Raw genomic sequence first — 21,088 nt, 5'->3', positions numbered from 1 at the left:
GCTTATATTCCTTGCTATGACTGGATTTTATATTTTTGAGCCTTTCTATAAAACGGCTATTTTAATGCCTTACCATAAAACCAACGCAAGAGCCATAATTAGAAAGCAAGTTATGCTTAATTTGATAGATAGTTTGGCCAGTCCCATAGGCTAAATTCTTTAACCTAACCCAAACCAACATTGCACAAGCAATATGATTTCTTTGGAGTCTAGCTTTTCGACACTGACAAGATTCAATGCCAGTTAGTTGTTTAATTTCTCTGTGAAACTCCTCTATTTTCCAACGAATTTTACACACCTTTTGTACAACATCCGTAGAACTTTGAGATAAATCGTTAGTGGCGACATAATCCGTTCTGTTGGTAGAAACAGTAACTCGGAATAGTTTCACTTTTTTATTAGCTGGGAACCCTTTAATTTTTATTATTTTACCACACTCTAATTCTTCTTGGTGCCATTCTAATAATTCAATTCGTTTATATTTTTCTTGACCAAATGTATCATCAACTAAACGATTATTTTTTAAAGGGCAATAATAAATTTTGTCTAAGCTATCAATATATAGCATAAGACTGTGTACCGCATACCATGTATCCATCAAAACAGTATCAAATGGTAAAAGCTTATGATACACAAGACTTTGAAGCATGTCTTTCACATGGTCTATCTTGGTTTTACCATCGACATCAGGATTAAAAATTCGATAATCTATGACCCAAAATCTTTGAAGTGTAGGGTTGACATACAAGCAACTAACTACACCAATGCCTTTCAGGACACCATGCTCATTACCACTATATTGTCTCCTGACTATTTCTATTTCTTCGGAATACCTTTTATCTAAAACGCTATCATCAAATATTATGTAACCATTGTCATCAGGCTCAACTACTTCTTTCACGTTATCCCATAGTAAACGAGGTGTTAATTTTTCTCTTCTCAAATAATAGTTAATTGCATCATGACTAATACTCTCTAAATGCTCTGCTAAATTGGTAATTGTATAATTAATGTGACTACTTAATAAATATTGGCAGTAACTAAGTTTAGTAAATCTCATTATCCTTAGCAAAATTTATTTAATACAACCTCTACCTATTTTCTCATGAATATTTCGTTTCAATAGTGCTTCTAAGATAGCGACTTCTAATACGAAGACAAAGCTTTCAAAATCAGATTTAATTAATACCTATGTACTATCAACTAGTGCCTCGCTTCACTGGTGCTCAAAGCAATCGCATTGTGCCAGTTGCGTAAGTCCTGTTAGTGTATAAATATTTGATATAAAATAGAGTCGCGTTTCACTAAAATATCGTAATTTAATCGTTAAATATGAATTTAACCAGGAAATAATATCAGTTTCAGCTAATTACTTATGTTTTTTTAATTGGTAATAGGTAATTGTTTTGAGCCATTACCTATTACCGATTAGCAATTACCAGCCCCCACGATATGATAATTGTTTAACCGAACTTGATCTGATTAATGACTAAGTTTATTTGCTTGAATTACCTGCAAACTCCCTCCCGCATACAAGGTTGATTTGTTCACTTCAAAACCAATTTTACTCAATAAACCAGCTAAATCAGTTTTTAATAACTGCCAAGCTGTCTCTGTCTCAAATAGGAGTAAAAATACCGTCAACCCAGGCCAAAATATGGGATTGGTAGGTGAGTGAAAATCTACCAAGGTAAAAACTCCTCCTGGTTTCAACACTCGATAAATTTCTTGAACAATTTCTCTTAATTGTTGCGGCTGCATTTCATGTAAGGCGGCGCTGATATGCACTATATCAAACTGATTGTCTGGAAAAGGCATTTTTTCCGCAAAAGCTTCTACATAATTAGCCTGGGGTACATTCTGCTTTGCTCGTCGCAAAGATAAGGGAGAAGCATCCAAACCTGTTACGTTTTGTGAATATTTCACTAAGAATTGCGTTGCTTGACCACTACCACAACAAACATCTAGTACGGCAGTATTCTGCTGTATCGTTAAATCTTGCAAGGCTAATTTACGAAATTTGCCTTCTCCACCCACACTGAGCGCGGCTACACGAGATATAGAATCGTATAGCCACTGATAGCGATAACTTAAGTCTCTGAAAATTGTTGCCATTGTGCTATTCCTAACTGTTAAGCTTTATATTTAATAAAGATATATTGTTAACATTAGTAAAAAATCTGAAAAGGTTGGGGGAAAATAACTGCTATGGGTCGTGTAGGCGTATTATTACTCAATCTCGGTGGCCCCGATAAGCTGGAGGATGTAAGCCCGTTTTTATTTAACCTATTTTCTGATCCAGAAATTATACGCCTGCCATTTAAATGGTTGCAAAAACCCCTGGCTTGGTTTATTGCATCTCGGCGCACTAAGACTTCTCAAGAAAACTATAAGCAAATAGGTGGTGGTTCTCCACTGCGGCGAATTACGGAAGCCCAAGGAGAAGCTTTAAAAGAACAGTTGCACCAATTAGGACACGAAGCCAATATTTATGTAGGAATGCGTTATTGGCATCCTTACACTGAGGAAGCGATCGCTCTCATAGCTCAAGACAACATCGATAATTTAGTTATTCTGCCCTTATATCCCCAATTTTCCATAAGCACCAGTGGTTCTAGTTTCCGTTTATTAGAAAGACTGTGGCAAGAAGACCCCAATCTACAACGTCTTGAATATACTGTAATTCCCTCCTGGTACAAACAGCCAAATTATTTAAAATCAATGGCGGAACTCATCAGGCAAGAATTAGACCAGTTCCCCAATCCTGATGAGGTTCATGTCTTTTTCAGCGCCCACGGTGTACCCAAAAGCTATGTAGAAGAAGCTGGCGACCCCTACCAACAGGAAATCGAGGAATGTACTGCATTAATTATGCAAACCCTCAATCGTCCAAATGCTCATACCTTAGCTTACCAGAGTCGCGTCGGCCCTGTTGAATGGCTACAACCATATACTGAAGATGCGCTCAAAGAACTAGGGGCGCAAGGTGTGAAAGATTTAGTAGTTGTACCTATTAGTTTCGTCTCCGAACATATCGAGACGTTACAAGAAATTGACATTGAGTATCGAGAAATAGCCGAGGAAGCAGGAATACACAACTTCCGGCGTGTACCCGCACCTAATACCCATCCGTTATTTATTCGCGCTTTGGCAGACTTGGTAATTGATGCACTCAATCAACCCAGTTTTAAACTTTCCCAAGCCGCCCAAATGAAGAAACGGGTGAAAATGTATCCTCCAGAAAGTTGGGAATGGGGTATGACAACTAGCGCTGAAGTATGGAATGGACGGATTGCTATGCTAGGTTTTATTGCTCTGATGATCGAGCTGATTACAGGTCATGGTCTACTACATATGGTAGGACTTTTGCAGTGATTGGTAATGGGTAATGGGTAATTGATCATAGTAAAAAACAATTGAAAATCGGGTATTGATGAATATTCAATGTCCGATTTTTTATGTCTAAAGAATAGTAGAAATTCTCTCAAAAGTTTAGGAATACAGGCTTAAGCTTGACAATGCAAATATCCCATTAGCAAGACGTATTAAGCGCTGATATTTTTTAATGTGAATTTAATTTGACTTATAAATTGCGTTAATCCTGATTGAGTGTATTTACGAGGAGATTGACAATGAAGAAATTACTTTGGTTATCAACTTTAGGTTTAGCGATCGCAGCTACTAGTCTACCAGCTTTAGCCCAAACACAAGATAGTCCACAAACACCAGGAACTCAATCACCAGAACTCCAAACACCAGGAGAACGCCAAACACCAGGAACTCAAACACCCAATACTCCAGCACCAGGAACTCAAATACCCGATACTCAAACACCAGCCGTTCAACCAGGAACTCAGATTCAACCAACAACACCCTCAGCCGACGCTACCTATAGTGCGCCACGAATTAAAGGTACAAGCGCATTACGCGATGCTAATTACATTAGTTTGTATACAGGTAGTCAGCCTTTAACTTATGTAACAATTTTGCCACCAGATTATATTTCTATTGGCGATAATATCACCGTTACAGATCAATCTGGTCAAAACATTCAAGCTAAAGTTACCAGAGAAGGCGACAAAGTTAGAGTTAATTTTGCTCAACCTGTTGCCCCTGGTAGTACTCTAGAAATCGCCCTAACAGATTTGGCATTTGGTTATCCTTATCCTTCCAAGAGTACCTTCAATTATGAATTAGCTGGTGGTTACACTGGTTTCAATCGAGAAATTCCCTACGGTTTAGCTCAGTTTCAAGTGTATTAATTGCTTTGAAACTTAATTAAGTGATTTTCAGGGTAAAGAAGTTTTGAATTTCTTTACCCTCATTTTAATTAACAGTTTTGAATAATTATGTTAAGTAGGTGGACACAATTATTTATAAGACGCATTTAGACTACGTTCAATGCTCGTTAACCTTATTAGAAGAGGGTTGAGCGCAGTGGTCACTGAGCTTTGTAGTTCGCGTTAGCGTCTCGTAGAGAAGTATCGAAACCCGGCGCTCTCAAGTTAAGTTTAATTTAGTCCTTCTACTTACCAATCTCCAGTTATGCTGGAATTTGAATTTTATATGGTTCAATCTAAAATCTTCTTATACCCTACAATCTATTGTGATACCATTGATACCACTCTTTAGCACTGCGAACTGCAAACCACAGCAGGATTAAAGCAATAACTCCTCCTTGCCAGGGAGCATCAAAGGCAAAAAGCACTAAAGCCACACATAGCATATCTTGTAGAAAAACAGCCCACAGTGGCAAACCACGCAGGCGATAAAACCAGCCGACTTGCACTAACTGAAGAACTAAGGCTAGTGAACTTCCTATTAAAATAATTAGCCAATTGGGGGTTGTGGTAGCTGAAACCACCGCCAAACCCATAATTGCCCCTACAAGGGGAGATAAGAATAACTGAATTATTTGTAAAATTCTTTGACCCCATAGTCTTTTGGAAGCAAACAATTCTACTAATGACCAACTGATTAAGCAACCTAACAGAAAAGGTGCGGAAATATTGGATAAAACAGGCACGTTTGACCAGTAGTTACTCCCCTGCAATAATCCCATAATTAATAAGGGTATAGCTATTCTCATGCCTGCTGCCGCAGAGGCAGAAAGCGTCGCTAGGATTTCAATCATTGGGTTAACCCAAAGAAATTACAAATAAGCAAGTACTTATTATTCAGATTACCCATTACTTGAGAAAATTTAAGCAGGTATCTTAAATTACTTGTTAAGACTCATCATTTACATGATACTAACCGATGTCTTATTAATTACAAATAAGATAGTGCGATCGCCTGCTATTTATTACAGTCAGGCTTGAACCTGTTAAGTATGTGAATATTTACCTCTCGGCTATTATTCTCTACAGGTAGAAATATTTGAAAAGCTTATTGAACAGCATCCAGATTTAATTTATATTTTGGTTTTGTATAAGCAAGATGTTCAAATTCTAAGATTCTTTAGATGGACTCTTTATCCAAACACTTCAAGAATGTGAATTATATTGAGAAATAATCAGGGGTGTAGGCAATTTCAACACCCACACCCTCAATTCTATAGCTGTCGTACTAATGGTTGACCGTCTTTGACTTCGCCTACTAATACTATGTCTGCACAGTTGACGAAAATACCGTTCTCTAAAACCCCAGGAATATTATTTAAGGTTTTTTCTAAGTTCACTGGGTCGTCAATTGAGTCAAAACGGACATCTAAGACAAAGTTTCCTTGGTCGGTGATGACTGGGCCGGCTTTTTTAACACCCATTCGCAGTTCTGGTTTACCACCTAGTTGCTTAATTGCATTGGTAACTGGGGTAATTGCCATTGGGATCACTTCTACTGGTACTGCAAACACAGCACCTAAGCGGTCTACTAATTTACCACTGTCTACAACGACAACGAATTGATTGGCTAAATAATCAACTACTTTTTCGCGGGTGTGCGCTGCACCACCACCTTTAATGAGGTTTTTATGGGGGTCAACTTCATCAGCTCCATCAATGGCAATATCAATATGATCAACAGCGTCAAGGGTGGTAAGAGGAACGCCGTATTGCTTGGCCAGTACTTCTGACTGAAATGAGGTAGGAATACCGACGATATCTGTCAGTTCACCAGACTTGAGGCGATCGCCTAAATACTGAATTGTGTAAGCTGTCGTTGACCCTGTACCTAATCCGACAATCGAGCCGGATTTTACTAAGGCGGCTGCGGCTTTACCCACTTCTTGCTTCATCAAAGTCACGGGGTCTGCTGAAACGGTCATTCCCAAAACTCCTGAAATAATTACTAAACAGATGGCACTATCCACAGCAGACTATACTATATTCGCGCCATCGTTGATAGTTGACTGTTGACGGTTAACAGTTAACCGTCAACATCTGAATTATTTCATTCCAGCGATGATTTCCTGAATTTGATGGTGATTTTGCATGTTGCCTTCTTGAGCATAAAGGTCAGCAGATTTTTGGAAGTCAGCGATCGCCGCTTGATAGTCTCCTCGATTGCGGAGAATATCGGCTCGTAGGAGGTAGGCTGAAGCCCAGTGGGGTTGAAATTTGAGGGCTTGGTTGAGGTCAGCTAGTGCTTCTTCTAAATACCCTAAGAGTAAATAGCTACGACCACGGTTATACCAGTCTTCTGCGTAACTGGAGTTAATGGCAATCGCTTGAGTATAATCTGCTACTGCTCCATGATAGTCTTCCAGGGCATAACGGGCGTGGGCGCGATCGCTATAATAAGTGGCATTTTCTGGTTTGATCTGCAAAGCTTGGGTGTAATCGGCGATCGCGCTGCGATAGTTTTTTTGGTCGTAGTGCAGGGAACCTCGATTATAGTAGGCTTCGCTCAGTTGAGGATTGATACTTAAAGCTTGATTGTAGTCTGTTAACCCTCCCTTAGCATCTCCCAACTGGCGACGGGCATTGCCGCGATTACAATAAGCTGGGGCATAATCAGGAGATATGCGGATTGCCTGGGTATAATCTGCTATAGCCCCAATCAAATCTTGTAAGGCCTCATGGGTAATAGCTCGACCGTAATAAGCCTCAGCAATATTCGGATTAATTTGTAATGCCTGATTATAATCGACAATTGCGCCGCGATAATCGCCTAAACACCGACGAGATGTAGCGCGATCGCAATATCCGGCGGCGGAGTTGGGTTGTAATTCCAGTAAGCGATTACTATCTGCTAAGGCGCTAGGATAGTCTCCTAGTTGACGGTAAATATTAGCACGTACACCATAGACTATTGCTAGTTCTGGGTTGAGTTGTAGTGCTTGGTTATAGTCTGCCAATGCGCTGTGGTAATCTTGCCTAGCCTCGTGGATTAGTCCCCGTTGATAATAGGCTTGCGCATCTTTGGGATTGAACTTTAAGACTTGGTTGAAATCAGCGAAGGCTTGCTCATAATCGTTGAGACAAAAACTGATTACGCCGCGATTATAATAGGCTCCCATTTGGTTGGGATTAATTTCTATTGTGCGGTTGTAATCGGCGATCGCTTTTTGATAAGCTCCCAAGGCGTAGTGAGCATTACCTCTGTTTTGGTATGCTTCTGCTAGGTTGGGGTCTAATTGTACTGCTCGTTCGTGGTCGGTGATGGCTTGACAATATTCTCCCAAGTTGTAATAAATATTCCCGCGAATGCTGTAAGCCGGGGCAAAATAAGGATGCCATTGTAAAGCTTGCTGTAAATCTGTGATCGCTTCTTGATAATTGCCGCGATCGCTATTCTGCACACCCCGATAATAATAGGCGTGGGCAATATCTTCATTAATATTACTAGCTAACAGAGGGTCAAACTCGATAGTGCTGATATAGTCAGCGATGGCTCGGTCATAGTCACCTTGAGCCAAATATGTATTACCTCGACAATAATAATATTCTGCGTATGTAGGATTTATTTGTAATGCCCGGTCATAATCGGTGATCGCGCCTGCAAAATCTGCTAGACAATAACGAGCATTCGCCCGATGATAATAGGCTTCAGCATAATTTGGTCTAATTTCTACTGCCAGATTAAAAAAGGCGATCGCTCCTTGATAATCTTTCAGGTCACGGCTAAAAGTAACACCACGCTTACAGTAGTTTTCCGCATCAGCCCTCCGATTGGTTGACTTAGTGCCAGCAGTAGCAGTTCTTTGATATTCTCTCGATAAGTTATCGGATAATCCTTGGTTAAAAAAATAGTCAGCATTCATCTATTTTTTCGTGTTATTACACTCCATCAAAACTATGATGTAGGCATAAATTGCCCAGCTACTAGTCGGAGTAGTTTAAACATCATTAATAATAGAGTACGGTATTTGTCTTAATTAAACAATTGGATTAATCAGAAGATATATACCTAAATGTTGTTAAGCTCAGGTTTATCTCATTCCATTGCATTATATGAAGATAGATACAATCCAGGTATCATCCAAATATATCTGGAAAATATAAATTTTCAGCGACCTATGGGACTAGATGCGGACGATAGAAACGGCAAAATGTATGGCAAAGAAGACATTCAAGCCATACTAGATAGCATGAATGTGTCAGAGATACTCAAGATTATGTCGCAAATTTGTTATGAAAAAGCAGAAACTCTGCGCTCTGACTGGCACGACATAGAAACAGCTAGAGCTTGGGAAAAAGTTGGTAGGTCTGTAGGAAAAATAAAAATCAAAGCTGACCTGTATTAAATAGCAAGTACCTAGCTACTTCCGTACCTACTTAAGTATATACTTACAAGTCCCATGTTCACAGAGGAGTTAACAACATTTTTAAATACTTATAGGTCATTAGTGAGCTAACACAAATTAAACGCTGCAAACTATGAGCTGTGAACTATTGAACTATTGACTTTTTCACATATTCCACAACCGCAGGTACTATTTGGTTTTCTAGCTGAGTCACAATAGCGCGGTCTGAGTCTGACCAAACACGACTTTGACTAAACACACAAGGCTGTAAAACTCCCCAGAGTTGACCATTGTGGCATAGATGGGCATGAATCAGCGCTCGATGACCAAAGCTGCGGCGTTCAAAATCCTTGTTCAGCACTGTGGGGTCTGCGGTTTCCACATCCTCAACGTAAATAGAGGGGTCTGTTCGCAACGCAGCTGCAAACATGGGGTCTTCCTGTGGTAATGATGGGGGTTCTAATTCCCATTCAGGATCACCAATATCTGGAATATCAGGATTACGCCGCCAGATGTGAGTAATTCTACCCAGTTTAGCTTCAGGATGGCGTAGGTACAGAAAACAACGATCGCAGTTTAACACTTGCCCAAGTATCGGCAGTAATGCAGAAAATAGAGCATCTGGGTCACTATATTTATTGAGAACACTTTGGATTGTTCCGGGTAGAGCTATATCTGTCATAAAAAATCTTAGTTAAGTATTAAATATCTTCTCAAAAACCCACAATGAAACACATCAACCCCACGACACAGACATAAATCAGACTTTGATTTTTATTTGCGTAGCATGTGTAAAATATTAATAGATAACAAGCGAAGAATGGAGTATCAATTTCTTGGCAATGACTTTTGAATAAACCTTTACACTCAAGTTTTGTGATTGTTTTTTAATTATTTTGTCTCTTCTCAAATAATCACCTCAACCCAACTTTTATAGATAAATCAGATTTGATTATTGAAAGTGACAATTAAAAATCAAATATCAATGGTATATAATCCTAATCCCAATTGTTTTAGCTGTTGGAAGATTAGTCCGAATCAATCTTATTACGTAATTTATAGAATCTCTTACTTTAGACGGGAGTAAGAAAAAAATAAAAAAGTTATGCTTTTACCTGTTAATGCCTGAAAAACGTGTGTTTACCCTGGAGTGTAAGCCAGGGTTTTCTTTTTAAAAGGTACTCAAATCAGTCAATAGATGTTAAAGCCTCTATTTTTTAACCTATAGCCTCATAAATTTGTGGAAATTAATTTATTCAAAAAAATAGTTTTTTATAGTCTTGTTATGACCTATTACTTAATTAGTATATTGGTCAATTATTTTAACAAGCTAATTGCACGACTATAGATTTTGGACTGAAGTATCCAATACAAGCAAAATTATGATTTTTATTACAAAATTTGTAACATTAGCGAATATATAGTCTCTTGTCTACACCTATTAGATAGATAAACTCTTATCTATTAAGAAATAAATTCATGATATATGGTAAATACAGAGGCTGAATTATGATTTGTGTCTCTATTTTAGATTAATTATATTTTTGTGAGTAATAAATATAAAAATTGATATCTTTGAGAAGACATAACGAAAGAAATATAATCAGCAAAATGAAGATAGCTTAAGTTAAGAACTCAGTTGTTAAGCACAGCAGTTATCATGATGTGGTTTAGAGCTAAATCTTTTTTTGCGTGTAACTAAGTTATCCCATACCAGTTATATAAGTATTTGAATACAGCCTAAAGGCAGATGAACTAAAGTCATAGAAGGTTTAAATTAGATTTGGTGTAGTAAATGCTTGGTATACATAAAGGCTTGGGTTGACCAAGCCTTTTTTGTTGTTTCGTGTAGAGCGACAAATTATTTGACTGTGGCGACACATTATTTGTCAAAGATCGTTTAGCGACACATTATTTGTCAAACTTTTTTACCATACGCAGTCACAGAATAGCACTCATTCGGCTACGCTTGATTTTGAGTTACATTAGCTCTCAAAATTCTATCTGTAATCTTTATTTCAGGTCTAAAACTGAAATACCAAGCATTTACTACTTTCAACCCACCTAATAACTGAAACTTTTTCATCTCACGCCTAGCCGGGATGGTTGTGGAAACTTTGTGGCGACTATCTGAATAATAATCCTCGTGCGTTGACCGAACCGATAGTTAAAGAAACCCTCAGACCTGTTTTGGAAGCATTGGGTGAACGTCCCACACCAGAGCAAATTTTGGCTTTGAAAGTCTGCGATTTAGCCGTAGGGTCAGGCGCGTTTTTGGTGGAAGCTTGTCGTCAGTTAGCTGAAAAATTGGTGGAAGCTTGGAATCAACATGGCATGATTTCAGAAGTGCCATCGGATGAAGAACCGTTACTTTATGCGCGGCGTTTGGTGGCGCAGCGTTGTTTGTATGGGGTGGATAAAAACCCGTTTGCGGTGAATTTGGCGAAGTTATCTTTGTGGTTGGTAACTTTAGCGAAAAAGCATCCTTTTACATTTTTAGACCATGCGTTGAAATGTGGTGATTCGTTGGTAGGTTTAACCCGTGACCAACTTGTTAAGTTTAACTGGGAAAAAGATACTACCTATGATGATAAAGAATTGCCTTTATTTAATGAGCAGATAAATAAGGTTAAGTTTAACCGTGATGAAATTCAAAGTTTAGGTGATGATAATTACGATGCCAAGCGTGATTTTTATCAAGCAACTGAGGAATTATTACATGATGCTCGTCTCAAAGGTGATTTAGTGATTGCTTCTTTCTTTGCGGCGGAGAAAGATAAAGCGAGGAAAGAGGGGCGCGATGAATTATTTCAGAAGTATTTTAAATGGCGGCGAAATCCAGATGAGAGTGCAGAAGTTTTAAGTATTAGTAAAAAATTACGTCAAGCAGATAAACCTGTGAAACCGTTTAATTGGGAGATTGAATTTCCAGAGGTATTTGATAGAGATAATCCAGGTTTTGATGCAATTGTAGGAAACCCCCCATTTTTAGGTGGAAGAAAAATATCTAGTAGCTTTGGAAAAGAATACTTGGATTGGTTGTTATATATATTTCCTGAGTCAGGAGGACAAGCAGATTATGTTGCCTATTTTTTCAGACGGAGTTTTTCATTATTACGTAATGGAGGGTCTACAGGTCTTATAGCAACCAATACCATATCACAAGGTGATACTCGCCATGCAGGTTTGATGCAAATATGTCGTAGTGGAGGAACTATTTATAATGCTAATAAAAGAATTAAGTGGACAGGCTCGGCTGCTGTTGTTGTTAGTATTATTCATGTAATAAAAAAATCATCATATTCTAAATGTCTTCTTGATAAGAATATTGTAACGAATATAACTGCGTATCTACTCCATATGGGAAGTAGCGAAGAACCAAACAAGTTAATCTTAAATAAATATTTATCGTTTAAAGGGCAAGAACCATACGGAAAAGGGTTTTTATTTGCTGATGATATTGCAGATGCTAACCCTATAGAAGAAATGCACAGGCTAATTAATAAAGATAAACGAAATGCAGAAAGAATATTTCCATATTTAGGAGGAGAAGAAATACTTACTCATCCAAGACATATAACTTCAAAGTATGTAATAAGTTTTGGAAACATGAGTAAGGAGGAAGCATCTGATTGGCCAGATTTATTACATATATGTGAACAAAAAGTTAAGGTAGAAAGGGCTACTAAATCTAAAGAAGTGGCTGCTCATCCTTGGTGGCAATTTTGGCGAGTCCGAACTGAAATGCAACAAGCCATTTTAGGTAAAAGAAGATGTTTAGCGCATCCTTTTACTTCCTCATATTTAAGCTTTGTGTTTGTTCCTGCTAATACAATTATTGCCTCGCCTCATGTGGTCGTTGCCACAGAGCTTGACTCTGGTTTTGCTGTACTTCAATCTCGTATCCATGAGATATGGGTAAAACTTTTTAGTTCATCGATGAAAGACGACATTCGTTACGCTCCCTCTGATTGTTTGCAAACCTTCCCCTTCCCCGAAAACTGGGAAACTGATCCCACCCTAGAAGCCATAGGCAAAGAATACTACGAATACCGCGCCGCCTTGATGGTTCGCAACAACCAAGGACTCACCGACACCTACAACCGCTTCCACGACCCCGACGAATACGACCCGGAAATCCTCAAACTACGCGAACTCCACACCGCAATGGATAAAGCCGTCCTCGACGCTTACGGCTGGTCTGATATCCCCACCGACTGCGATTTTATCCTCGACTACGAAGAGGAAGAAGACACAGAAAACAGCAGTGGACGACAAAAGAAAAAACCCTGGCGTTATCGTTGGCGCGAAGAAATCCACGATGAAGTTTTAGCACGCTTGCTTGATTTAAACCAAAAACGCGCCGAAGCCGAAATTTTAGGCGGTAAAGGTGCAGATAAATCCAAAACAAAAGGAAATACTAAAAAGACTCGTAAAGCCGGAAAACCCACAATCAATAGCACTGCTACTATTCCTGGTTTAACAGCATCACAAACAAATTAGTTTCAACAAAATAGAAAAACTCATGGGTATTCTTATTCCACGCACTAATTCTCAACCTAACAATTCCAACAAGGATAATGAATTATCTTTAATTACCGAACCACCGCGAAAAGTAATCACAGGTCAAATAGACAAAGATGAATACGGTATTTTTGGTAATTGTTACTCACAACCTCAAGATTTCGTAGACTTATTATGTAAACAAACCTCTGGGACATTTTATGACATTAATACTCCAGAGCATGAAATAGGACAATGGACAGTAGATATTCTGCTTTGCGCTTTAAATGCCTTACCAAAAATTAAAGCTTGGCAAACATAACCTAATAGTAATGCTGATGTGAAGTGGAAATGGGATGTAATTATAGAACACGAAGATTATTTATATCCTGTGCAAGTCAAAAGTGGTTTGGATGCAATTAAGGAATGTAAACAAAAATTCCGTGAAACTTTAGATGAAGAACTAGAAAAACTATGTGATAGGAAAGAAAGCATCCTAGAAAAATATGACAAGGAAATTGAAATTTATATGAAACGCAACAAATTAACTTCGAGAAAGGATGCAAACATAGTTGCGAAAACTAAAAAAAGAGACCAAGAGCTAGAACAATTAAATAATTTACGTGACAACTATAAAAAAGCTAGTCCTCTTTATATTTGGGCTGCGCGTGACGAAGATACTATTAAAGCTTTAGTCCGCATATTCGCCCAACTCTTTTCTATTAGTGCAAATATTTCCGAATTAGAAGGACAAGCTTTGAAAGAATACAAAAATAAATATCGGAATATTCAAGAGATTTTAATAGAGGAGGAAAATAAAAAACTTAATATTATCAAAGACATTCTTTCTTTGATAAAAGAATATTTGTATTTAACCACTGATTCATTAAAAGAAAATGCTTTAATAAACATTGATACTAAAAAACCAAAGCGATTATTAGATATTTTATTGTTTAAAAAGACTAACGAATTGTTAGAGTTAGCAGAAAGTATGCTGGCATATTACCACAAATCACTCAGCATTGCCCAAGATAGCTACGATGATAAGATGGTCGCTCAAGATAACAAACAAATTATTGATGAGTATAAAATCAAATTTAAAGAAAAAGTTTTAAAAAATATTCAAGTAAGGAAATACAGGAGTGCTAGAAGATTAGAGCAAAAAGTAACTCATATAATCAGACAAACCAGAAGAAATAAACCAGATAATGAGCCAGATATTGAAAACATAGAAAACTTGGTAGCGTCTCAAGAACAAATATTAATTAAAAATAAAACCCTCAAGTATATTGAACCACAAACCTTAATGGAATGTTTAGATAAACTCATATATTTTGATAGCAAAAGTAGTTACCAAAATCCGCAACTATTAACAGAGATAAAAAACAAAATAACATATATAGCTTCTCAAGAAGTAACCTTGAAAACCGATAAAATCCCTGAATTTAATGATGTAAATTCTATGTTTGCTTATTTCTAATATTTATATGAAAAATACTACATCTGCCGAAGTGCGATCGCACCTCATTGAAGCCTTACAACTCGACCTTATAGGCCCCACCCCCGATGATATTGACCACGCAGAAGAAATTCTCGACCAAGCACCATCAAAATGGTATCTTACAGGTTTCCTAGTGCCATACGGCGCACCCATCGAACAGCGTGGAGATGATACTGGTGATGATGATTTAGACGTAATGCAAGGCGGTAGCGCGGGTGAAGATGAAGCTGTCCCAGACAAACCATTCGCCAAGAAAGCCTTTTTCCCTTCATCGATGGGTTTAAGTTTTCTAGTTGCTGAAAACGCCAGTCAACTTAATCTCACAGCGCAATGGGGTGATTACTTCCCCATCAAAGATAATACTGTGGCACAATCTCAAGATGATTCTGGTGCAGAGGAAACTGTCTTACCTCTGGAACTAGAAACGACAATTCCCCAAGAGGAAGCAAATAACAATTTATCAGGATGCTGGAAGCGGATTCCACGCCAAGCCCAAATCACTGTTCCTTTAAAATTACCGCATCATCAAAACCAATCAACAAGAACTATTCCCATACCTGATAGCAACGGTTTACAACTTGTCGTCTCCATCCGTCCTGTCACATCCAAGGAACTTGTCCCGGCAGGAACTCGTTCCGTTTCTGTATTTCTCGTCAATAATCGCCTCCCCACCTCAGATAAACAGCGCGATATTAGCTATATTTTTCAAACCAGTTTAATCATCCATACCCCAGAACCATTAGTAGCCCGTCCCAACTTACGCGGACGAGATAATCTTGATTGGGATGAAAACGTCGCAGATTTACAATACCGCGATGATTATGAATATGCAGTAAGTCATAACGTTAGTGCGATCGCACTCACCAATCCTGATGGTAGCTGTCAGGAAATACGTACAGCATGGATACCAACGGCTGATGTGGAAAAGGTCATCGCCACCGAAGTAAAAAACGTGGAATTGGGAATGGAAGCCTTAGCCAACGCACCCACACCAGCAGCATTACAAAATATGCTGAGTCGAATGGTAGATGCTTACGCTGATTGGATTAAGGAGCAACGCACCAAATGTCCCACCGAACCCAAGCGGTTAAATGTCGCCCTAGATTTACTCCGCCGTGCGGAAATTGCTAACAAGCGAATCAACGCTGGTATCCAAGCCTTAAATGACCCACAAATATTTGAAGCCTTTCAAATAGGAAATCGGGCTATTGCTACCTATATCCGTCAGCGTGCTACTCATGGCAAAAATATTACTCCTGAAAGTCTTGCACCACCAAAATGGCGACCTTTCCAGTTAGCGTTTATACTGATGAACTTAGTAGGGATAGCTTACCCCGAAAATAGCGATCGCGAATTAGTCGATTTGCTATTCTTCCCCACAGGTGGCGGTAAAACCGAAGCCTACTTAGGACTCGCAGCCTTTACCCTGGTCTTGCGGCGACTGCGTTATCCTGGTGTCAAATCGGCTGGTTTAAGCGTCCTCATGCGCTATACCCTGCGTCTTTTGACCCTCGACCAACTCGGAAGGGCTGCGGCGATGATTTGCGCCTTAGAATTGGAACGTCAAAAAAACCCGCAGAAGTTGGGAACTTGGCCGTTTGAAATTGGGCTATGGGTAGGACAAACCGCAACACCCAACCGCATGGGTAAAAAGGGAGATAACGACGAAAACAGTGCTAGAGAACGTACTCGTACTTTTCAAAATAACGATCACAATCCCTCACCCATTCCTTTGGAAAATTGTCCTTGGTGTGGGACAAAATTTAACCGCAACTCATTCCAATTACAGCCAAACCCCGACCAACCAACCAATTTACAAGTATTTTGTGCTAACCGTCGTTGTAATTTCCGTGGTGATAATCCTTTACCAATAGTCGCCGTAGACGAACCAATATACCGTCGCCTACCTTGTTTTATTATCTCTACAGTAGATAAATTCGCCAGCCTGCCTTGGGTGGGAGAAACAGGTGCATTATTTGGACGAGTAGACCGCTACGACAATGATGGTTTTTACGGCCCCACTCAACCAAATCGTGGTAGACCCCTTGGCGGTTATTTACCACCACCAGACCTAATTATCCAAGACGAATTACATTTAATTTCCGGCCCCTTGGGAACAATGGTAGGTTTATACGAAACCGCCATTGATGCTTTATGTAGCCAAGAAATAGACGGTAAAAAAATTCGTCCGAAAATAGTTGCTTCCACTGCGACAGTTCGCCGAGCCAGCAAACAAATTCAAGCTCTATTCGGGCGCAGTGAAGTTGATATATTTCCACCACCAGGGCCAGATAGACGCGATTCATTCTTTGCTAAAACCGTCCCCGCCACAGTAAAAAACGCCCGTACCTATGTAGGAATTGCTGCTCAAGGACGGAGTTTAAAAGTAGTATTATTGCGTACCTATTTAGCATTATTAGGTGCAGCCCAAAAGCAATGGCTAGAACAAGGAGGCAAGAAAAACTCTGAGAACCCAGCCGACCCTTACATGACGCTGTTAGGTTACTTTAACTCCCTACGTGAACTAGGTGGTAGTCGGCGGATTGTTGAGGATGAAGTTAAATCTCGTCTATTGCGTTACAGCCAGCGTCAGCGAGTTGGTGAAACTTCAGGGTTATTTGCTGACCGGAAAATTGATGATGAACCAAAAGAATTAACCTCCCGTGTCAGTACCAATAAAGTTGCAGATGCTAAACGGCGAATGGAATTAACCTTTGATCAAGACGACAAGGTTGACGTAGTTTTAGCAACAAATATGATTTCCGTAGGTTTGGATATTACCCGCTTAGGTTTAATGGTAGTTCTCGGTCAACCCAAGACAGCCGCCGAATATATCCAAGCTACCAGCCGTGTAGGACGGGATGAGGAAAAACCGGGTTTAGTAGTGACGTTATTGAACATTCATCGTCCACGCGATCGCTCTCATTATGAACGCTTTTTTGCTTGGCATTCAACATTTTACCGAGCAGTAGAAGCCACCAGCGTAACTCCCTTTTCCCCCCGCGCTATTGACCGAGGAGTACAACCGCTTATTAGTTAGGTCTGCCAGTAACGCCTATTTTTCGCAAATTCTCAGCGTTATTTCCCTACCTGACCTAGATGCGGGTTTACGAGATGCAGTGAATTTAGTTTACGAAGATTTTCTCCAATATGCAGAAAGCGCCAGCGATGTAAAAAAAGAGCGTAAAAAACAGAAGGTTGCTGTAGCTTTAGAAAAATTTACTGATGAAGCCGTCTGGGAAGAAGTACAACAGCGACAAAGTGGGCAAGGAAAACCAAATAAAAGCATTAAGCAAGTAGAAATAGAGACATTACTTTCCAGCCCAGTCGAAGTTGGGGAAGATTTCCCAGACGGTGATTTTCATGCTAGGTCACGTAGTTTAGATAATTTACAGCCTGCGTTTGCTTCCTGCATTGAACGAATTGTTTTAGTCCATCGTTTACGTGAAGTAATTGCCCAGGTGGGTTTTACTCGCTTTGAAGCCGAAATGCCAGATATCGACGGCGAACTTGATATCAGTGTCAGGCGTGCTGCGTTGGATATTGAAACCACTTGGGTTCCGGCAATTGAGAATAAAGGCGAGGGTGTGTTTATTGCTTTTCGTAAGGAAGCTATTGAAGATTGGTTAAAACGAGAAGCCGTTAAAAAGCGAGGAAGAGAATTATCAAGAGGATTTGATATTTGGTGTGCGCGTAAAGGTATCGACCAGGAAAAAGAAAAAGTTAAGTTTCCTGGCTTGCCATATATTATGCTGCATTCTCTATCACACTTATTGATTGTGGCTGTATCGTTAGAATGCGGCTATGCTGCCAGTTCCATCCGTGAACGCATCTATGCTGGTGAATCTGGCTATGGCATTCTTTTATACACTGGCTCAACTGGTTCAGAAGGGACTTTAGGCGGACTGGTAGAAGTTGGCAAACGCATTGAACACCATTTGGAGGTAGCACTAGAGCAAGGAAGATTATGTTCAAATGACCCAGTATGCGCTCAACATCGGCCAGATAATGAGCAAGAGGAGCGTTTTCTCCACGGTTCGGCTTGTCACGGATGCTTGCTAATTGCAGAAACATCCTGCGAACGCCGCAATGAATTTCTTGACCGCGCCTTGGTTGTCTCTACAGTTGAAGGTTTAGGGGCAGAGTTTTTCCCAGAGTAATCACAATGGCTTTTTTGCAACTTAGCCGTCCAACTTTACTGAAACTAGTAACAGCACTAGAAAATGGCAGGCTATCCCCACCTTTTCTAGTTTCGACTATTGCTAACTACGTACCCGCAAACTTAAGCCAAACCGTAGTTGATGAACTTAATCGTCTTACTGGTGAAGGCGTAAAGTGTAGCCATATTGCTTATACTCTCCGCTTATTGGCAGCAGAACGAAGCACATCTCAACAAATACGCGATCGCATTGAGTTAGTATGGACTGGCCCAGAGGTGACTGGTTCTCAAAGCCGTGATACTAGCGTCGTTGTCCGCGAACTTTTTAGTAACGCGAAAAAAACCGTTCTCATCTCCAGTTTTGCCATTGATAAAGGCGAGAAAGCAAGAAAATTATTCCAGGTACTTGCAGAACGCATGGATGCTCACCCAGAACTATATGTGCAAATGTTTCTGAATATCCAACGTCCACATCACAGCGAAGTACCAGAGTCAGTATTATTGAGGGAATTTGCACACACCTTTCGCCGCGATATCTGGGTAGGGGGGAGATTACCAGAAGTATTTTATGATGTGCGATCGCTGGCAGTTGATGTTAAGCAAAAATCATCTCTCCATGCCAAGTGCATTGTTGTAGATGAGGAATTTGTGCTGATCACATCAGCTAACTTTACAGAAGCCGCCCACGAACGCAATATTGAAGCAGGCGTGTTGCTCACTGACTCAGCAACAGCCCAAGCATTACGATCACAGTTTGACAGTTTGGTGTCTCACAAAATACTGCGTCCTATTCCTGGGATTTGATTGTTGTAGCGATCGCCTACAGTGTAAGCCCATCGCACTTAAACTATATCAGCCTGAGAAACAACATTCCCTTCACCTTCATCTGGCAGATATTCCAATAGTTCCCCTGGTTGACAATTCAACGCTTTGCAAATGCCATTCAATCGTTCCGGTGCTAATCTTGGCATTTCATCAACCTTACGCAATCTATAAATTGAGTTTTCAGTTATACCAAGTATCACAGCTAAATCCTTATTTTTAACCCGCTTTCGCGCCATCACTTCATTTAATTTCCAGCGAATCACTTGATTCTCAGACATAGACTACATCACCAGTTTAGTCGCTGCTAGATGTAGATTTATCTACTCGTTAGTATTTTATACAACAAGTAGATATATAACATTGTAAGTTTTATTAATCTACGCTTGACGTAAATCTACGTGTCGCGTAGATTGAATTGTAGACAAAAACGAAAGCGATCGCCCTCCGGGAAGAGACTGCGATCGCATTTTGTAAAACCCCATTGATGAGGTCATTCACATGATTACACACGAAGTATTTGATGACCAAACTTTGAAGCAATCAAAGTTTGAGGAATATATTGACCGAATAACTGAGCCTGCACCACCAGAAATAGAGATTGATTCTGTGAAGGATGAACCTATCCCACTAATAAAATTCTGTTAATCCAGATGTGAATTGTCGCAAGAGAAAGAAAACCGTGAACCTATCCCACTAATACCAGCAATATGATAATCTGCTGTTGAAAACGGTAAGTTGTATCAGGGTATGGCGGGGAAATTTGAAGGGTTAAGTGATATGGAGTGGAAGTTGTTTGAAGATATATTCCCCAAGGAACCAGAAAACAGAGGAAGGGGAATGCCTCATGCACCATTTCGTCATGTACTGAACACGTTATTGTATATATTGATAACAGGATGCCGTTGGTGTGATGCTCCCACAGGAGAAATCTGGGCATCAAAAAGTGCAGCGCACAGATGGTTGCAACGTTGGGAAACGGACGGAACTTTGGAAAGTTTACAAGCAAGGATACTAGGAATTGCAGAGGAAAGAAGCCTAATCAACTGGAATTACGGTGCTGTTGATGGGTCTTTTTCCCCCTGGCAAAGGTGGCGGTGAAGGCGTTAAGTACGGTCATAAAGGTAAGGGAATTTTAATACACACCTTAACTGATGGTAATGGTATGCCCTTGGCTAATCGCACAACTCCAGCCAACGGTAGTGAAACAGATCAAGTGATACCACTGTTAGATAGTGTCAAAGTTAAAACGAATAGACCCGGTAGACCTCGTAAACGTGTTAAAGTTCTGGCTGCTGACAAAGGCTATGATTCCAAGGACAAACGGGCTGCATTGCGTAAACGTGGAATCAGACCTCAATTGCCGCGCGCGTGTTTGGAAGAATCGAAAAAATCGGGGTAGACCAATTAAAATTTC

Annotated in this window: 19 protein-coding genes; 12 read left to right on the top strand and 7 right to left on the bottom strand. The window is 39.8% G+C overall.

The features are described from left to right. Positions 1-61: 61 nt before the first annotated feature. Together NSMS1_RS28780 and NSMS1_RS28775 are read right to left on the bottom strand one after the other, a co-directional pair. Positions 62-1,060 (bottom strand): transposase, encoded by a 999-nt coding sequence (locus tag NSMS1_RS28780; protein WP_224088125.1) that lies wholly within the window; start codon positions 1,058-1,060, stop codon positions 62-64. Between the two features lie 422 nt (positions 1,061-1,482). Then, on the bottom strand, positions 1,483-2,115 hold the full coding sequence (locus NSMS1_RS28775; protein ID WP_224088116.1) for a class I SAM-dependent methyltransferase: 633 nt from the start codon (positions 2,113-2,115) through the stop codon (positions 1,483-1,485). Between the two features lie 93 nt (positions 2,116-2,208). Here NSMS1_RS28775 and hemH point away from each other — a divergent pair, with 93 nt between their 5' ends. Both hemH and NSMS1_RS28765 read left to right on the top strand, forming a co-directional pair. Further along, positions 2,209-3,375: a ferrochelatase gene (gene hemH, locus NSMS1_RS28770; protein ID WP_224088114.1), complete on the top strand. Its 1,167-nt coding sequence runs from the start codon at positions 2,209-2,211 to the stop codon at positions 3,373-3,375. 257 nt (positions 3,376-3,632) lie between these two features. Then, the gene (locus NSMS1_RS28765) at positions 3,633-4,262 is read left to right on the top strand and encodes a hypothetical protein (RefSeq protein WP_224088111.1); all 630 of its coding nucleotides are present in this window, start codon (positions 3,633-3,635) and stop codon (positions 4,260-4,262) included. 332 nt (positions 4,263-4,594) lie between these two features. On the opposite strand, the gene NSMS1_RS28760 is transcribed toward NSMS1_RS28765, so the two are convergent. The 3 genes from NSMS1_RS28760 to NSMS1_RS28750 all read right to left on the bottom strand — a co-directional run bounded on the left by NSMS1_RS28760 (position 4,595) and on the right by NSMS1_RS28750 (position 8,203). Continuing rightward, complete coding sequence (locus NSMS1_RS28760) at positions 4,595-5,134, bottom strand: DUF4126 domain-containing protein (RefSeq protein WP_224088109.1); 540 nt, start codon at positions 5,132-5,134, stop codon at positions 4,595-4,597. Between the two features lie 420 nt (positions 5,135-5,554). Next, complete coding sequence (gene rpiA, locus NSMS1_RS28755; protein ID WP_224088107.1) at positions 5,555-6,265, bottom strand: ribose-5-phosphate isomerase RpiA; 711 nt, start codon at positions 6,263-6,265, stop codon at positions 5,555-5,557. 120 nt (positions 6,266-6,385) lie between these two features. Beyond that, entirely contained in the window at positions 6,386-8,203 is a 1,818-nt protein-coding gene (locus NSMS1_RS28750) for a tetratricopeptide repeat protein (RefSeq protein ID WP_224088105.1), read from the bottom strand. Positions 8,204-8,458: 255 nt separating this feature from the next. Here NSMS1_RS28750 and NSMS1_RS28745 point away from each other — a divergent pair, with 255 nt between their 5' ends. Continuing rightward, entirely contained in the window at positions 8,459-8,686 is a 228-nt protein-coding gene (locus NSMS1_RS28745) for a hypothetical protein (RefSeq protein ID WP_224088103.1), read from the top strand. Positions 8,687-8,831: 145 nt separating this feature from the next. Here NSMS1_RS28745 and NSMS1_RS28740 read toward each other — a convergent pair whose 3' ends face one another. Beyond that, positions 8,832-9,368 (bottom strand): GAF domain-containing protein, encoded by a 537-nt coding sequence (locus tag NSMS1_RS28740; protein WP_224088101.1) that lies wholly within the window; start codon positions 9,366-9,368, stop codon positions 8,832-8,834. 1,424 nt (positions 9,369-10,792) lie between these two features. On the opposite strand from NSMS1_RS28740, the gene NSMS1_RS28735 reads away from it, so the two are divergent. Genes NSMS1_RS28735 through drmC form a run of 6 tightly spaced genes read left to right on the top strand, consistent with a single transcriptional unit; the run spans position 10,793 to position 19,653 of the window. Further along, on the top strand, positions 10,793-13,189 hold the full coding sequence (locus tag NSMS1_RS28735; protein WP_224088099.1) for an Eco57I restriction-modification methylase domain-containing protein: 2,397 nt from the start codon (positions 10,793-10,795) through the stop codon (positions 13,187-13,189). A gap of 22 nt (positions 13,190-13,211) precedes the next feature. Next, on the top strand, positions 13,212-13,511 hold the full coding sequence (locus NSMS1_RS28730; RefSeq protein WP_224088097.1) for a hypothetical protein: 300 nt from the start codon (positions 13,212-13,214) through the stop codon (positions 13,509-13,511). A gap of 18 nt (positions 13,512-13,529) precedes the next feature. Next, positions 13,530-14,669, top strand: a complete 1,140-nt coding sequence (locus NSMS1_RS28725) for a hypothetical protein (protein ID WP_224088088.1) — start codon at positions 13,530-13,532, stop codon at positions 14,667-14,669. Positions 14,670-14,676: 7 nt separating this feature from the next. Continuing rightward, positions 14,677-17,730, top strand: a complete 3,054-nt coding sequence (gene drmA, locus NSMS1_RS28720; protein WP_224088086.1) for a DISARM system helicase DrmA — start codon at positions 14,677-14,679, stop codon at positions 17,728-17,730. After that, positions 17,699-18,850: a DUF1998 domain-containing protein gene (gene drmB / locus NSMS1_RS28715; protein ID WP_224088084.1), complete on the top strand. Its 1,152-nt coding sequence runs from the start codon at positions 17,699-17,701 to the stop codon at positions 18,848-18,850. Before drmA ends, drmB begins: the two co-directional genes overlap by 32 nt. Positions 18,851-18,855: 5 nt before the next feature. Further along, positions 18,856-19,653, top strand: coding sequence for a DISARM system phospholipase D-like protein DrmC (gene drmC / locus NSMS1_RS28710; protein ID WP_224088082.1), 798 nt, complete (start codon positions 18,856-18,858; stop codon positions 19,651-19,653). Positions 19,654-19,691: 38 nt separating this feature from the next. Here the strand turns inward: drmC and NSMS1_RS28705 are convergent, their stop codons facing one another. Next, positions 19,692-19,952, bottom strand: coding sequence for a helix-turn-helix domain-containing protein (locus NSMS1_RS28705; protein WP_224088080.1), 261 nt, complete (start codon positions 19,950-19,952; stop codon positions 19,692-19,694). A gap of 220 nt (positions 19,953-20,172) precedes the next feature. Between NSMS1_RS28705 and NSMS1_RS28700 the strand changes: the two genes are divergently transcribed. The 3 genes from NSMS1_RS28700 to NSMS1_RS28690 all read left to right on the top strand — a co-directional run bounded on the left by NSMS1_RS28700 (position 20,173) and on the right by NSMS1_RS28690 (position 21,073). Further along, positions 20,173-20,319 (top strand): hypothetical protein, encoded by a 147-nt coding sequence (locus NSMS1_RS28700; RefSeq protein WP_224088078.1) that lies wholly within the window; start codon positions 20,173-20,175, stop codon positions 20,317-20,319. A gap of 102 nt (positions 20,320-20,421) precedes the next feature. Then, on the top strand, positions 20,422-20,772 hold the full coding sequence (locus NSMS1_RS28695; protein ID WP_224085447.1) for a transposase: 351 nt from the start codon (positions 20,422-20,424) through the stop codon (positions 20,770-20,772). Beyond that, a complete protein-coding gene (locus NSMS1_RS28690; RefSeq protein WP_224085446.1) occupies positions 20,738-21,073 on the top strand; it encodes a transposase in 336 nt (111 codons plus the stop codon). The genes NSMS1_RS28695 and NSMS1_RS28690 overlap by 35 nt, the downstream gene beginning before the upstream one ends. Positions 21,074-21,088: the final 15 nt, after the last annotated feature.

It is taken from the genome of Nostoc sp. MS1 (genome assembly GCF_019976755.1).
Taxonomy (GTDB): domain Bacteria; phylum Cyanobacteriota; class Cyanobacteriia; order Cyanobacteriales; family Nostocaceae; genus Trichormus.
This window is presented reverse-complemented; position numbering and strand designations above follow the sequence as displayed.

Coding starts and splice junctions, on each gene's coding strand:
- NSMS1_RS28760 (WP_224088109.1), bottom strand. CDS start 5,134: ATGATTGAAATCCTAGCGACGCTTTCTGCCTCTGCGGCAGCAGGCATG.
- NSMS1_RS28740 (WP_224088101.1), bottom strand. CDS start 9,368: ATGACAGATATAGCTCTACCCGGAACAATCCAAAGTGTTCTCAATAAA.
- NSMS1_RS28700 (WP_224088078.1), top strand. CDS start 20,173: ATGATTACACACGAAGTATTTGATGACCAAACTTTGAAGCAATCAAAG.
- NSMS1_RS28765 (WP_224088111.1), top strand. CDS start 3,633: ATGAAGAAATTACTTTGGTTATCAACTTTAGGTTTAGCGATCGCAGCT.
- drmA (WP_224088086.1), top strand. CDS start 14,677: ATGAAAAATACTACATCTGCCGAAGTGCGATCGCACCTCATTGAAGCC.
- NSMS1_RS28690 (WP_224085446.1), top strand. CDS start 20,738: ATGGGTCTTTTTCCCCCTGGCAAAGGTGGCGGTGAAGGCGTTAAGTAC.
- NSMS1_RS28745 (WP_224088103.1), top strand. CDS start 8,459: ATGGGACTAGATGCGGACGATAGAAACGGCAAAATGTATGGCAAAGAA.
- NSMS1_RS28750 (WP_224088105.1), bottom strand. CDS start 8,203: ATGAATGCTGACTATTTTTTTAACCAAGGATTATCCGATAACTTATCG.
- hemH (WP_224088114.1), top strand. CDS start 2,209: ATGGGTCGTGTAGGCGTATTATTACTCAATCTCGGTGGCCCCGATAAG.
- NSMS1_RS28730 (WP_224088097.1), top strand. CDS start 13,212: ATGGGTATTCTTATTCCACGCACTAATTCTCAACCTAACAATTCCAAC.
- rpiA (WP_224088107.1), bottom strand. CDS start 6,265: ATGACCGTTTCAGCAGACCCCGTGACTTTGATGAAGCAAGAAGTGGGT.
- NSMS1_RS28705 (WP_224088080.1), bottom strand. CDS start 19,952: ATGTCTGAGAATCAAGTGATTCGCTGGAAATTAAATGAAGTGATGGCG.
- drmC (WP_224088082.1), top strand. CDS start 18,856: ATGGCTTTTTTGCAACTTAGCCGTCCAACTTTACTGAAACTAGTAACA.
- NSMS1_RS28780 (WP_224088125.1), bottom strand. CDS start 1,060: ATGAGATTTACTAAACTTAGTTACTGCCAATATTTATTAAGTAGTCAC.
- NSMS1_RS28775 (WP_224088116.1), bottom strand. CDS start 2,115: ATGGCAACAATTTTCAGAGACTTAAGTTATCGCTATCAGTGGCTATAC.
- NSMS1_RS28695 (WP_224085447.1), top strand. CDS start 20,422: ATGGCGGGGAAATTTGAAGGGTTAAGTGATATGGAGTGGAAGTTGTTT.